General features: G+C 72.3%; 15 protein-coding genes. 12 read left to right on the forward strand and 3 right to left on the reverse strand.

Translation table 11 applies throughout. The annotated features are described in order from the left end of the window. The first annotated feature begins 272 nt into the window (after window positions 1–272). A complete protein-coding gene (locus tag PVK74_RS25700; RefSeq protein ID WP_274477413.1) occupies window positions 273–1,892 on the forward strand; it encodes a DUF885 domain-containing protein in 1,620 nt (539 codons plus the stop codon). A 4-nt stretch (window positions 1,893–1,896) separates the two neighbouring features. Here the strand turns inward: PVK74_RS25700 and PVK74_RS25705 are convergent, their stop codons facing one another. Both PVK74_RS25705 and PVK74_RS25710 read right to left on the reverse strand, forming a co-directional pair. Next, the gene (locus PVK74_RS25705; RefSeq protein ID WP_274477414.1) at window positions 1,897–2,736 is read right to left on the reverse strand and encodes an NAD(+) diphosphatase; all 840 of its coding nucleotides are present in this window, start codon (window positions 2,734–2,736) and stop codon (window positions 1,897–1,899) included. Continuing rightward, window positions 2,733–3,425, reverse strand: a complete 693-nt coding sequence (locus tag PVK74_RS25710; protein ID WP_043326578.1) for a hypothetical protein — start codon at window positions 3,423–3,425, stop codon at window positions 2,733–2,735. The genes PVK74_RS25705 and PVK74_RS25710 overlap by 4 nt, the downstream gene beginning before the upstream one ends. 212 nt (window positions 3,426–3,637) lie before the next feature. Between PVK74_RS25710 and eno the strand changes: the two genes are divergently transcribed. The 9 genes from eno (at window position 3,638) to PVK74_RS25755 (ending at window position 9,707) form a co-directional block, all read left to right on the forward strand. Continuing rightward, window positions 3,638–4,921, forward strand: a complete 1,284-nt coding sequence (gene eno, locus PVK74_RS25715; RefSeq protein ID WP_069087417.1) for a phosphopyruvate hydratase — start codon at window positions 3,638–3,640, stop codon at window positions 4,919–4,921. Between the two features lie 28 nt (window positions 4,922–4,949). Next, a complete protein-coding gene (locus PVK74_RS25720) occupies window positions 4,950–5,585 on the forward strand; it encodes an FtsB family cell division protein (RefSeq protein ID WP_174534683.1) in 636 nt (211 codons plus the stop codon). Window positions 5,586–5,607: 22 nt separating this feature from the next. Then, window positions 5,608–6,162, forward strand: a complete 555-nt coding sequence (locus PVK74_RS25725) for a DUF501 domain-containing protein (protein WP_274477415.1) — start codon at window positions 5,608–5,610, stop codon at window positions 6,160–6,162. 1 nt (window position 6,163) lies between these two features. After that, window positions 6,164–6,673 (forward strand): amino-acid N-acetyltransferase, encoded by a 510-nt coding sequence (locus tag PVK74_RS25730; protein WP_030501300.1) that lies wholly within the window; start codon window positions 6,164–6,166, stop codon window positions 6,671–6,673. Between the two features lie 46 nt (window positions 6,674–6,719). Continuing rightward, on the forward strand, window positions 6,720–7,661 hold the full coding sequence (locus PVK74_RS25735; RefSeq protein WP_274479321.1) for a Ppx/GppA phosphatase family protein: 942 nt from the start codon (window positions 6,720–6,722) through the stop codon (window positions 7,659–7,661). 35 nt (window positions 7,662–7,696) lie between these two features. Then, window positions 7,697–7,900, forward strand: coding sequence for a ribbon-helix-helix domain-containing protein (locus tag PVK74_RS25740; RefSeq protein WP_073824963.1), 204 nt, complete (start codon window positions 7,697–7,699; stop codon window positions 7,898–7,900). After that, a complete protein-coding gene (locus PVK74_RS25745; RefSeq protein WP_116504050.1) occupies window positions 7,897–8,274 on the forward strand; it encodes a type II toxin-antitoxin system death-on-curing family toxin in 378 nt (125 codons plus the stop codon). Before PVK74_RS25740 ends, PVK74_RS25745 begins: the two co-directional genes overlap by 4 nt. A 156-nt stretch (window positions 8,275–8,430) precedes the next feature. Further along, window positions 8,431–8,763, forward strand: coding sequence for a PadR family transcriptional regulator (locus PVK74_RS25750; RefSeq protein ID WP_026268078.1), 333 nt, complete (start codon window positions 8,431–8,433; stop codon window positions 8,761–8,763). Next, window positions 8,760–9,707 (forward strand): HAAS signaling domain-containing protein, encoded by a 948-nt coding sequence (locus PVK74_RS25755; protein ID WP_194798554.1) that lies wholly within the window; start codon window positions 8,760–8,762, stop codon window positions 9,705–9,707. The genes PVK74_RS25750 and PVK74_RS25755 overlap by 4 nt, the downstream gene beginning before the upstream one ends. Window positions 9,708–9,789: 82 nt before the next feature. On the opposite strand, the gene PVK74_RS25760 is transcribed toward PVK74_RS25755, so the two are convergent. Continuing rightward, window positions 9,790–10,107: a helix-turn-helix domain-containing protein gene (locus PVK74_RS25760; RefSeq protein WP_073824954.1), complete on the reverse strand. Its 318-nt coding sequence runs from the start codon at window positions 10,105–10,107 to the stop codon at window positions 9,790–9,792. Window positions 10,108–10,301: 194 nt separating this feature from the next. On the opposite strand from PVK74_RS25760, the gene PVK74_RS25765 reads away from it, so the two are divergent. Then, window positions 10,302–10,988: a dienelactone hydrolase family protein gene (locus tag PVK74_RS25765; protein WP_166457232.1), complete on the forward strand. Its 687-nt coding sequence runs from the start codon at window positions 10,302–10,304 to the stop codon at window positions 10,986–10,988. Between the two features lie 19 nt (window positions 10,989–11,007). After that, window positions 11,008–11,721, forward strand: a complete 714-nt coding sequence (locus PVK74_RS25770; protein WP_187694622.1) for a uracil-DNA glycosylase — start codon at window positions 11,008–11,010, stop codon at window positions 11,719–11,721. Window positions 11,722–11,725: the final 4 nt, after the last annotated feature.

The following is an 11,725-nucleotide window of genomic DNA, read 5'->3' on the forward strand; positions in this document are numbered from 1 at the left end:
GGGACCCAGCGCGCTGCCGGCCCGAGTTGAGCCCTCTCGCTTCCCGAGACTCGTAGACCGCATCTCGGGATCGGCGGTAGATCTTGGTACGAAAGGGCCCTCATAGGGGCCGTTCCGTACCAAGATCTGCCCAGCCACCCGGCGGGCCGTGTCGGTGATCAAGGAGTTTGGGGTCGCGGCGGGCGCGAACTCCTTGATCAACGCGGAGGGTGGCCCGGCGGGCGGGAGCTGGGTCGCGGAAGGGGTCGGGGGTGATCGGTAGGGTGCCGGGTATGGAGTCGTTCGTACCGCTGGCGGAGCGGATCGTGGAGGCGTTGCTGGAGAGCCGGCCCGGGCTGGCCACCTCCGCCGGGGACCACCGCTACGACGACCGGCTGCCCGATCTGTCCGCGGACGCGCTCGCCGCCGATCAGGCGATGCTGAAGGACGCGGCGGACGCGCTCGCCGAGATCGACCCGGACGCGCTCGACGTGGCGGAGAGCGTCGACCACGCGCTGCTCACCAGCATGATCGACAGAGGGCTGTTCGAGGCCACCGAGATTCGCGCCCACGAGTGGGATCCGCTGCGCCACAATCCGGGGCCGCTGCTGCACGCCCTGCTGGCCCGTCCCTTCGCCCCGGCCGAGGAGCGCCTGACCAGCCTCGCCGGGCGCCTGTCGGCCGTACCGGATGCGCTTGCGACGGCGCGCGCGACGCTGCGGGACATGCCGCGCATCCACGCGGAGACGGCGGTCGGGCAGTTCACCGGCACGGCGGCGCTGATCCGCGACGAGGTGCCGGCGTTGCTCGCCCAGGCGCCGGCGCTGCGTGACCGGGTCGGCCCGGCGGCCACGGAGGCGATCGCCGCGCTGGAGGAGTTCGTGGCGTGGCTGCGGCAGGGTCTGGCGGCCGACGCGGGCCCGGGGCGTGACCCGCGGCTGGGCCGGCGGCGCTGGGAGGCGCGGCTGTGGCACACGCTCGACACCGAGCTAAGCGCCGCCGAGGTGCAGCGCCGCGCCTGGGCCAACCTGGAACGGGTCACCGAGGAGATCCGCGCGGCGGCCGTCGAGCTGGTCGGTGGCCCGGCCGACGACGAGACGGTACGCCGGGCGCTGGACCTGCTGGCCGCCGAGCACCCGGACGACGCCGCCATCGTCGACCTCGCCTCGGTGACGCTGGACGAGGCGAGTGACTTCGTGCGCCACCACGACCTGGTCAGCATGGTCGGTGACCCGTGTGTCATCCAGGAGATGCCGGAGTTCGCGCGGGGTGTGGCGGTCGCCTACTGCGATTCGCCGGGGCCGCTGGAGACGGCCGACGTGCCGACGTTCTACTGCATCGCGCCCACCCCGGCGGACTGGCCGGCGCAGCGGGTCGAGTCGTTCTACCGGGAATACAACGACCACATGATCCGCAACCTGACCGTGCACGAGGCGATGCCCGGCCACTTCCTCCAACTCGCCCACGCCCGCCGCTACGACGGGCCGACGCGGGTACGCGCGCTCACCGAGTCGGGCGTGTTCATCGAGGGCTGGGCGGTCTACACCGAGGAGCTGATGGCCGGGCTCGGCTTCGGCGGGCTGCCGGTGCGGTTGCAGCAGCTCAAGATGCAGTTGCGGATGACCATCAACGCGCTGCTCGACCAGCTAGTGCACTGCGACGATCTGCCCGAGTCCGAGGCGATGGCGCTGATGACCGGGCGCGGCTTCCAGGAGGAGGGGGAGGCGGCCGGCAAGTGGCGGCGGGCGCTGCTCACCTCCACGCAGCTGTCGACGTACTTCGTCGGCTACAGCGAGATGGCCGACATCGCCGCCGCCCGTCCGGACGGCGTGCCGGTGCGCGACTGGCACGACGCCATGCTGGCGTACGACTGCCCGCCGCCGCGCCACCTGCGCACCCTGCTGGGGGTGTGAGGGCTCACCGGCGGGCGGCGACCGCGTCGATCAGCCAGCGCGACAGGGAGTACGCGGGCGGCAGCTCGGCGGGCAGCGCGTCGACCGGGAACCAGCGCGCCTCGGTCAGCTCCGTGCCGTCGGCCACCGGTTGTGCGGCCGGGTCGGTCACCTCGGCGGTGAACCCGGCGAGCAGTGTGCCCGGTCCGGTCAGCGCCCACGGCTGGCTGTCCACGTACGCGGGGCGGCGCAGGGCCAGGCCGACCTCCTCGGCGATCTCGCGGTGCACCGCCGCCTCCAGCGACTCGCCGGCCTCGACGAACCCGGCGACGAGCGCCCACAACCCGGTCGGCCCTTGCGCGTGCCGGACCAGCAGGAGTTCGCCCGCTCCGTCGGCCGGGCCGGGGCGGGTGACCGCGGTCAGTACCGCCACGGACAGCGGCACGAACACGGTCAGCCCGCAGTCCGGGCAGCGCCGCGCGGTCTCGCCCGGCACGTCGGCCAGTTCGGCCCGGCACGCCCCGCACCACCTGTGCGTACGCCGCCAGGTGACCACGGCGAGCGCCCGTCCGGCCAGGTCGGCGTGGGGTGCGGGCAGTTCGGCGGCGAGGCCGCGCCAGCCGCGCCACCGGCCGGGCAGCGACTCGGGGTCGGTGACCTCGGCCGCCCATGCCGGGGTGCCGTCGAGCGTGCCGACGGGTGTCCAGGCGAGGTCGCCGGGCAGCGCGCCGATGCGCAGCGGCTGCGCGGCGTCCGGGCCGGTCAGCAGTTTCCGGCCGGCGACCGGCAGCGCCAGGTCGCCCGGCTGCGGCGGCCGCCCGTGATCGGCGGCGGGCCGGAACCCGGCGCCGTCGGGCGGGGTCACGACGTGGCGGGGCGGCGGTCCACCACACCCGCGCCGGCCGGTACGGCGAACGCGGCGGCCTCGACGCTCTCGGTGTAGCGGCTCAGCGTCACCTCGGCCGGCTTGCCGTCGATCGTGCCGGAGAAGCTGCCCAGCACGCCTTCGTTCGTCACGCAGGTGCTGAAGCGCTCACCGTCGTGGGTGACGTTCACGCAGGTGGCATGGTGCCCGGCCAGCGTGGTGTCGCTCTGCTCGATGACCGCGTCCGGCGCGAGCGCGGCCTCGGTGAGCAGCCGGATCACCGCGGGCGGGGTGACCAGGCCCTGCTTGCGTGCCTCGTCGTAGACGATCACCGAGGGCTTTCCGGCGGTGAGCACGGGCGGAGACACGGTGCAGGAGGTGCGGGCGGCGGTGCTCGCGCACCGGGTCACCGACTCCTGGGTCACCGTGATCTTGCCGCCGGGCCAGGTGTACGTGGAGCGCAGCGGCTTCTTGGTCTGCGCGATCGAGGCGGTGCGACCGCCGTCGAGCTGGTAGTCGGCGGCCCAGGTCTGCTCCAGCGCCCGGTCCATCCGCGCGGCGAGGTCGTTGACCAGGTCGGCCCGACCGAGCGCGACGCCCGCGTCGTCCAGGGCCTGGCAGCCGGTGACCGAGAGCGACGCGATGACCGAGGCGGCGAGCACGCGGAGAGTCGTCGAGGCGGCAGGCATGATGCCCAGCCTTGTCGATCGACGCAACCTCTCGCAAACCGGTTGCCGGTTGACGACCGGTAATCCGGGAATGTCCGTCTCAGCAAGCGCCTCGGGGGCCGCCCCGAGCGGCGTACGGCGGGGCGGGGACCGATACGCTGCGTTCAACACCTGCCTCAGCCGCACCGTCGCGGCCCATACGGACCGGAACCACACAAACGAGGAGCGACTCAGTGGCAACCATCGAGGGAATCGTCGCCCGGGAGATCCTGGACTCGCGGGGCAACCCGACGGTCGAGGTCGAGGTCGGGCTCGACGACGGCACGATCGCCCGCGCCGCGGTGCCGTCCGGCGCCTCCACCGGCGCCTTCGAGGCGGTCGAGCTGCGCGACGGTGACAAGGACCGCTACCTGGGCAAGGGTGTCGAGAAGGCGGTCGCCAACATCGAGGACCGGATCGTCGACCAGCTCATCGGCTACGAGGCCAGCGAGCAGCGGCTGATCGACCAGAAGATGATCGACATCGACGGCTCGGACAACAAGGGCGAGCTGGGCGCGAACGCCATCCTCGGCGTCTCCCTGGCCGTGGCCAAGGCCGCCGCGGGCAGCGCCGAGCTGAGCCTGTTCCGCTACCTGGGCGGACCGAACGCGCACCTGCTCCCGGTGCCGATGATGAACATCCTCAACGGTGGCGCGCACGCCGACTCGAACGTCGACATCCAGGAGTTCATGATCGCGCCGATCGGCGCGCCGACGTTCCGGGACGCGCTGCGCTCGGGTGCCGAGGTCTACCACGCGCTGAAGTCGGTGCTGAAGAAGAAGGACCTGTCCACCGGCCTGGGCGACGAGGGCGGTTTCGCCCCGAACCTGCCCACCAACGCCGCCGCGCTGGACCTGATCGCCGAGGCGGTGGAGAAGGCCGGTTACCGGCTCGGCACCGACATCGTCTTCGCGCTCGACGTGGCCGCCACCGAGTTCTTCGACAACGGCACGTACACGTTCGAGGGCACCGCGAAGAGCGCCGAGGAGATGAGCAACTACTACACCAAGCTCGCCGGCGACTACCCGATCGTGTCGATCGAGGACCCGCTGGCCGAGGACGACTGGAGCGGCTGGGCCACCCTGACCGCCGCGCTCGGCGACCGGATCCAGATCGTCGGCGACGACCTGTTCGTGACGAACCCGCAGCGCATCGCCCGGGGCATCGCGGAGCAGGCCGCCAACGCGGTGCTGGTCAAGGTCAACCAGATCGGTTCGCTCACCGAGACGCTCGACGCCGTCGACCTGGCCCACCGGGCCGGCTTCAAGTGCATGATGAGCCACCGCTCCGGCGAGACCGAGGACACCACCATCGCCGACCTGGCCGTCGCCACCGGCTGCGGGCAGATCAAGACCGGCGCCCCGGCCCGCTCGGACCGGGTGGCCAAGTACAACCAGCTCCTGCGGATCGAGGAGGAGCTGGCCGACGCGGCGCGGTACGCCGGCGCCGGCGCGTTCCCGCGCTACCGTTCGGCCTGAGCGAGCGCTCCGGGGGAGGGGTGTGACGATGCAGCAGCGCCGCACACCGGGTGGCCAGCGGCCCGCCCGTCGGCCGGGACAGCCCGGCCGGACGGGCGGCGCCCGGGTCCGGTCCACGGCTCGCGACAACGGCGTCCGCGCGGACACGCGCGCCGCCGGCCGGTCACCCGGCGCGTCCCGGGCCAGCGACGGCGTACGCTCCGCCAGCCGCCCCGCCGCGGCCCGGCGTACCGCCGCCGGTGCTCCGGTCAAGCGGCTCACCGCACCCCAACCCCGGCGCATCACCGGGCGCGCCACAGTGCTGTTCGCGGTGCTGATCGCGCTCGCCCTGGCGTACACCTACCCGGTCCGGGTCTACCTGGACCAGCAGGCCGACATCGAGCGGATGGAGGCCGCGCAGGCCGCCCAGCGCGACGAGATCGAGCGGCTCACCGCCGAGGCGGCCAAGTGGAAGGACCCGGAGTACGTCAAGACGCAGGCCCGGGAGCGCTTCTTCATGGGCAAGCCGGGCGAGACGCTGCTGGTGGTGCTCTCCGACCCGGAGGGCGCGGCCAAGGACGCCGGCAAGGACGCGAAGCCGGGGGCGCCGACCGCGCCGGAGCCCTGGTACGACACCCTGTGGTCGAGCGTGCGGGCGGCGAACGCCGAGCGCGGGGACAAGTGAGCACCACACGAAAGGCACCATCTTGAGCGTCGTACCACCGTCGGAGCCGGCGGCGGACTCCGTACCCCTGCCGGAACGCCAGCCGGCCACCGAGGCCGACCTGGCCGCGGTGGCCGCGCAGCTCGGACGCCCGCCGCGCGGCACCCGCGCGGTGGCCCACAGGTGTCCGTGCGGCCTGCCCGACGTGGTGGAGACGACGCCGCGACTGGCCGACGGCACGCCGTTCCCGACGCTGTTCTACCTGACCTGCCCGCGTGCCACCGCGGCGTGCAGCCGGCTGGAGTCGGCCGGGCTGATGAAGGAGATGGCCGAGCGGCTCGCCGAGGATCCGGAGCTGGCCGCGCGCTACCGGGCGGCGCACGAGGACTACCTGACCCGCCGGGAGGCGATCGGCGAGGTGCCGGAGATCGCCGGCATCTCGGCCGGTGGCATGCCGGGGCGGGTGAAGTGCCTGCACGTGCACCTGGGGCACGCGCTCGCGGCCGGGCCGGGGGTCAACCCGTTCGGCGACGAGACGCTGGCGCTGGTGGAGAAGTGGTGGGCCGCCGGCCCCTGCGTGGACGTGCCGGCGGAGTGAGATGAGCGCCGACCAGATCACTGTGCGCCGGGCCCGCACCGCTGACGTGCGCGGCATCCGGCGGCTGGTGGACACCTACACCGACGACCGGCGGCTGCTCAGCAAGGCGACTGTGACCCTGTACGAGGACGTGCAGGAGTTCCGGGTCGCGGTGACGCCGGACGGCACAGTCGTCGGGTGCGGCGCGCTGCACGTCATGTGGGAGGACCTGGCCGAGATCCGGACGGTGGCGGTCGACCCGTCCTGCCGGGGCCACCGGATCGGGCACCGGATCGTCGGTGAGCTGATCGACTCGGCGCGCGACCTGGGCATCGCCCGGATCTTCGTGCTCACGTTCGAGACCGGCTTCTTCGGCTCGTTCGGCTTCCGCGAGATCGACGGCGCGCCCGTGCCGCAGCCGGTCTACGAGCAGCTCCTGCGCTCGTACGACGAGGGTGTCGCGGAGTTCCTGGACCTGGAACGGGTCAAGCCCAACACCCTGGGCAACTCCCGCATGCTGTTGCGCCTCTGAGCTGCCCCGGGCGGGCTGCCGTAGGGTGGGCGCCGTGAGTGCGCGTGTGGCAGCCATCGACTGCGGGACCAACTCGATCCGACTGCTGATCGCCGACCTGCCCGAGGCGTCGGACGGGGAGGCCGCGCCGCTCGTGGACGTCAGCCGGCGGATGGAGATCGTCCGCCTGGGGCAGGGCGTCGACCAGACCGGCATGCTCGCCCCGGAGGCCATCGAGCGGACCCGGGTGGCGCTCGCCGACTACGCGGCCGAGATCGAGAAGTCCGGTGCCGACCGGGTCCGCATGTGCGCCACGTCGGCCTCCCGGGACGCCTCCAACGCCGCCGACTTCCGGACGATGGTCGAGCGCACGCTCGGCGTACCGCCCGAGGTCGTGACCGGCGACGAGGAGGCACGCCTGTCGTTCACCGGCGCGGTGCGCGGCCTGCCCGCCGACGCCGAACCGCCGTACCTGGTGGTCGACATCGGCGGCGGCTCGACCGAGTTCGTCGTCGGCACCCGCGCCGACGGCGTCCGAGGCGCGATCTCGGTGGACATCGGCTGCGTCCGGATGACCGAACGCCACCTGCACGGCGACCCGCCGACCGCGGCACAGATCGCCGCCGCCGAGGCCGACATCGCCGCCGCCGTCGACCGCGCGCTCGCCGCCGTGCCCGGCCGCGAGGCCGCCACGCTGGTCGGGCTGGCCGGTTCGGTCACCACCGTGGTCGCGCTGGCGCAAGGGCTCCAGGAGTACGACCCGAGCCGCATCCACCACGCCCGCGTCTCGTACGAGCAGGTGGCCGAGGTGACCGCCGACCTGCTGGGCAAGAGCAGTGAGCAGCGGCTGGCGTACCCGGTGATGCACCCGGGGCGGGCCGACGTGATCGGCGCGGGCGCGCTGGTGCTGCGAGTGATCATGGAGCGGGCCGGGATGCCGTCGGTGGTCGCCTCCGAGCACGACATCCTCGACGGCATCGCCTGGAGCCTGGGGGCGATCTCGAGATAGGTGGTTCCCCTGCGTGCGGCCGGTATGATTTCCATATGGTCACCACTGTCAATCTTCCCGACGGACTGCACGAACGGCTCAAGCAGCTTGCCGAGCAGGAGCACCGGTCGATGAACGCCACCATCGTTGTCGCAGTCGAGGAGTACGTCTCGGCGCGCAGTCATCGTGCCCGCGTGCGGGATCTCGCGCGGGAGGTTGCCGAGCGTGACGCCGAGCTGCTGCGGCGGTTGGCGGAGTGATCCACTATCTCGAGGTCGACGACCTCGTGGAGATCGCCTCGATCGTGTTGGGTGGGACGCCGCAGGTCCGTGATTTCGGTCTGCTCTCTTCGGCGGTGGTCCGCCCGGCCACCGTGGCGTTCGGCCAGGAGGCTTATCCCGATCTCTGGACCAAGGCCGCCGCGCTGCTGCACTCGGTCTGCATGAACCACGCGCTGATTGATGGGAACAAGCGTCTCGCCTGGGCGGCGGGGCGGGTGTTTCTGGCCCTCAACGAGGTGCCGATCCAGGATGTCGACGTTGATCAGGCCGAGGCTCTCGTGATGTCGGTGGCGAGCGGCACCCTGACCGAGGTCTCGGACATCGCCCGCGAACTCCGCAAGCTCTACGTCTGAGCCGTCGACGGAAGGTTGCCCTTCCGGCGGTGATCAAGGAGTTTGTGTCCGATCCGGGCGCCTCTGAGGACGCCAACTCCTTGATCACCGGCCCCGGTGGGCGACATGGTGCTGTGTCGTTGACGGTAGTGCGGATTGCGCACTAGTGTGCGGAGCGTGGATACCACGCAGCTCCTCAAGGGCGTGCTCGACCTGGCGGTGCTCGCCGTGCTCAAGGACGAGGACGGGTACGGCTACGACATCCTGCGGCGCCTGCGCGAGGCCGGTCTCGCCGAGGTCGGCGACGCCTCGGTCTACGGCACGCTGCGCCGGCTGTTCGCGGCCGGTCTGCTCACCACGTACGTGGTGCCGAGCGAGTCCGGGCCGCACCGCAAGTACTACTCGCTCAACGCCGCCGGGCGTGACCAGCTCACCCGCTCCGGCAAGACCTGGCGCTCGTTCGCCACCACCATGGACGCACTGCTCGACGATCGGGGGATGGCGGCATGACCGTCACTGGGCAGGAGATCACGGACTACGTCGACCGGGTTCGCGCGGCGCTCGTCGACCTGCCGCCCGGGGTCCGTGACGAGCTGACCGAGGACCTGCCGGAACACCTCGCCGAGGTGGCCGCCGAGGGCGAGGGCGCGCTCGTGGACCGGTTGGGCACGCCCGAGGCGTACGCGGCCGAGCTGCGCGCCGCCGCCGGCGCCGGGGAGGGGCGGCGACCGGCGCGCTTCCACCGGCTGGCCGAGGCGCGGGAGCAGGCGGCCACGCAGCTCCGCCTGCTGGACCGCCAACTCGGCCCGGTGCTCGGGCACGAGACGGTGAGCGACTTCCTGCGTCCGCTGCGCCCGGCCTGGTGGCTGGTGCGCGGCTGGCTGGCCGCGCTGATCGTGGCCTGGATGGTGGACGGCCGGTCCGGCCTGGTGCCCCGGCTGGACGGCAACAGCTCGATGGGGATGCTGCTGCTCATCGGCGCGATCGTCGCGTCCATGTGGTGGGGTCGTCGCTCGGCCGGGATCACCGGGTGGCGGCGACAACTGCACCAGATCGCCACCGCCGCGCTGCTGTTGTTCTCCATCGCCGTGCTGGCCCAGGTGGACGAGCGCGCCGACACCGACGTCTACGGCAGTTACGAGCAGACGTCGGTGGACCACCGGTACGAGCGGATCGAGGACGTCTTCGTCTACGACCAGCAGGGGCGGCTGATCCGCGACGCGCGGCTCTTCGACCAGAACGGCGTGCCGATCACGCTCGGCTGGCCGAGCTGCATGGCCGACACGGGCGCGGTGCCGGAGATGCGTAACACCTACCCGTACTGTCCGGAGCGGGCCCCGTTCGGCCCGCCGGTCTCACCGTCGATCGCCCCGCCCGCATTCGCGCCCACGGACAGCGCCACCCCGACCGCGCCCACCACCAGCGCTTCCCCGGAACCCACGTCAACCCCCTGAGCGCGCTCGACCGCGCGAGATCTTGGAAGGAAACGGCCCTCATAGGGGCCGCAATCTTCCAAGATCTCGCGCGGAGCCGCTGTTAGGCGATGGCGGCGATGTCGCCGTCGTCGAAGTAGATCGCCTGATGGAGTCGGCCACCCAGGGCGGCGGCGAACCGGGCCACCACGTCCTGACCGGAGATCTTTCCCTGCTCGATCTGGGAGATCCGTCCCTTGGTGACGCCCATGCGGTCAGCCACCTGCTGTTGGGTCAACCCCCGCGCTCGGCGCACTTCCGCGAGTCGGTGACCGATGACCTCGGCGAGGAGTTGCTGCTTGCCCGCGTCGACCGCCTCTTCGCCTCCGGCCCGGGCGACGTGGTCGACGCGGATGTCCTGCCATCGGGAGTAGTCGCTCATGCCTTCCCCTCCTCTCGCGTCCGGCACCATGCGACCAGTTTAGCGATCGCTATACCTGTGGGGCGGTTCAACAGGAGGTGAATGCCACTGTTGTTCTGTCTTCCCCGGGCCGCTGACCGCGTGGCACGCTACCGGCACATAACAGCCAACTGTGCGACCAGCCAACGTTGACTGACCGCAAGGAGGACAGGCCCATGGGCGAGATGGTGAGCTTCACCGGCAACGGGGGGACGAGCGAGGGGTATCTCGCGATACCCTCCGGCGGTGCGGCGAGCCCGGCGGTCATCGTCATCCAGGACTGGTGGGGTCTCGTACCCCACGTACGGGCCGTGGTCGACCGCTTCGCGGAGGCCGGCTTCGTCGCGCTCGCGCCCGACTTCCGGCACGGCGGCCCGGCCGTCAAGCCGACCGAGCCGCGGCTGATGCTCAACAGCTCCCAGATGGACGAGGCGGCGAGCGACATCGCCGCTGCCGCCGAATACCTGGCAAGCCGGCCCGAGGTCGCCGGCAAGGTGGGCTGCGCCGGGTTCTGCGCGGGCGCCAGCCTGGCCCTGTGGTCGGGCACGTTCTCCGAGCGCATCGTGGCCACCGCCGGGTTCTACCCGCGCCTGCCCTGGGAGGGCATGGCCGCCGACTGGGCTGACTACGCGGGGAAGGCAGCCCTCATCCACTGCTCCGAGGCGGACGGCCTGTCCGCCGCCGACGGGGTGCAGAGCGTCCGCCGGTCCATCGAGTCGGCCGGTGGCACCTGCCAGACGTTCGACTACCCGGGCACCGCGCACGCGTTCTTCAACGAGGACCGGCCGGAGCACTTCGACCAGCGGGCTGCCGCCACCGCCTGGGCCCGCACGCTGGAACTGTTCCGGGCGAAGCTTGGCTGAGTCGCGTACCCCGCAGGACGTGGTCGCCCGCGCCGCGCGGGCGGCCGACCTGGCCGACCTCGACGGCGCGGTCAGCGACTGCTTCGCCTGCCCGCGCCTGGTGGCGTGGCGGGAGGAGGTGGCGCGGGTCAAGCGCGCGGCGTTCCGCGACCAGGACTACTGGGGACGGCCGGTGCCCGGCCTCGGTCCGCAGGACGCGCGCATCGCCATCCTCGGCCTGGCGCCGGCGGCGCACGGCGGTAACCGCACCGGCCGGATCTTCACCGGGGACCGGTCCGGTGACGTGCTGTTCGCCGCGCTGCACCGCGCCGGGCTGGCCAACCAGCCGACGAGCGTCTCCGCCGACGACGGCCTGACGCTGCGCGAGACCCGCATCTTCGCGGCTGTGCGGTGCGCGCCTCCGGACAACAAGCCCACCCCGGCCGAGCGGGACACCTGCGCGCCGTGGCTGCACCGTGAGGTCCAGTTGATCCGGCCAACGGTGCGCGTCGTGGTCGCGCTGGGGGCGTTCGCGTGGGCCGCGTGGTGGCCGGTGCTCCGTCAGGTGTACGGGCAGCGGCCGCCCACGCCGCGACCGGCGTTCGGTCATGGGGCACACTGGTCCGGCGAGTCCGTGCCGGACCTGCTGGGCTGTTACCACGTCAGCCAGCAGAACACGTTCACCGGCCGGCTCACACCGGCGATGCTGGACGACGTGTTCACCCGGGCGAAGGACCTGGCCGGGGTGGACTGAGGAA

It is taken from the genome of Micromonospora chalcea (assembly GCF_028768405.1).
In the GTDB taxonomy this organism is placed as follows: Bacteria; Actinomycetota; Actinomycetes; order Mycobacteriales; family Micromonosporaceae; genus Micromonospora; species Micromonospora chalcea.

Coding starts and splice junctions, on each gene's coding strand:
- PVK74_RS25700 (WP_274477413.1), top strand. CDS start 273: ATGGAGTCGTTCGTACCGCTGGCGGAGCGGATCGTGGAGGCGTTGCTG.
- PVK74_RS25710 (WP_043326578.1), bottom strand. CDS start 3,425: ATGCCTGCCGCCTCGACGACTCTCCGCGTGCTCGCCGCCTCGGTCATC.
- PVK74_RS25720 (WP_174534683.1), top strand. CDS start 4,950: ATGCAGCAGCGCCGCACACCGGGTGGCCAGCGGCCCGCCCGTCGGCCG.
- PVK74_RS25730 (WP_030501300.1), top strand. CDS start 6,164: ATGAGCGCCGACCAGATCACTGTGCGCCGGGCCCGCACCGCTGACGTG.
- PVK74_RS25740 (WP_073824963.1), top strand. CDS start 7,697: ATGGTCACCACTGTCAATCTTCCCGACGGACTGCACGAACGGCTCAAG.
- PVK74_RS25755 (WP_194798554.1), top strand. CDS start 8,760: ATGACCGTCACTGGGCAGGAGATCACGGACTACGTCGACCGGGTTCGC.
- PVK74_RS25760 (WP_073824954.1), bottom strand. CDS start 10,107: ATGAGCGACTACTCCCGATGGCAGGACATCCGCGTCGACCACGTCGCC.
- PVK74_RS25765 (WP_166457232.1), top strand. CDS start 10,302: ATGGGCGAGATGGTGAGCTTCACCGGCAACGGGGGGACGAGCGAGGGG.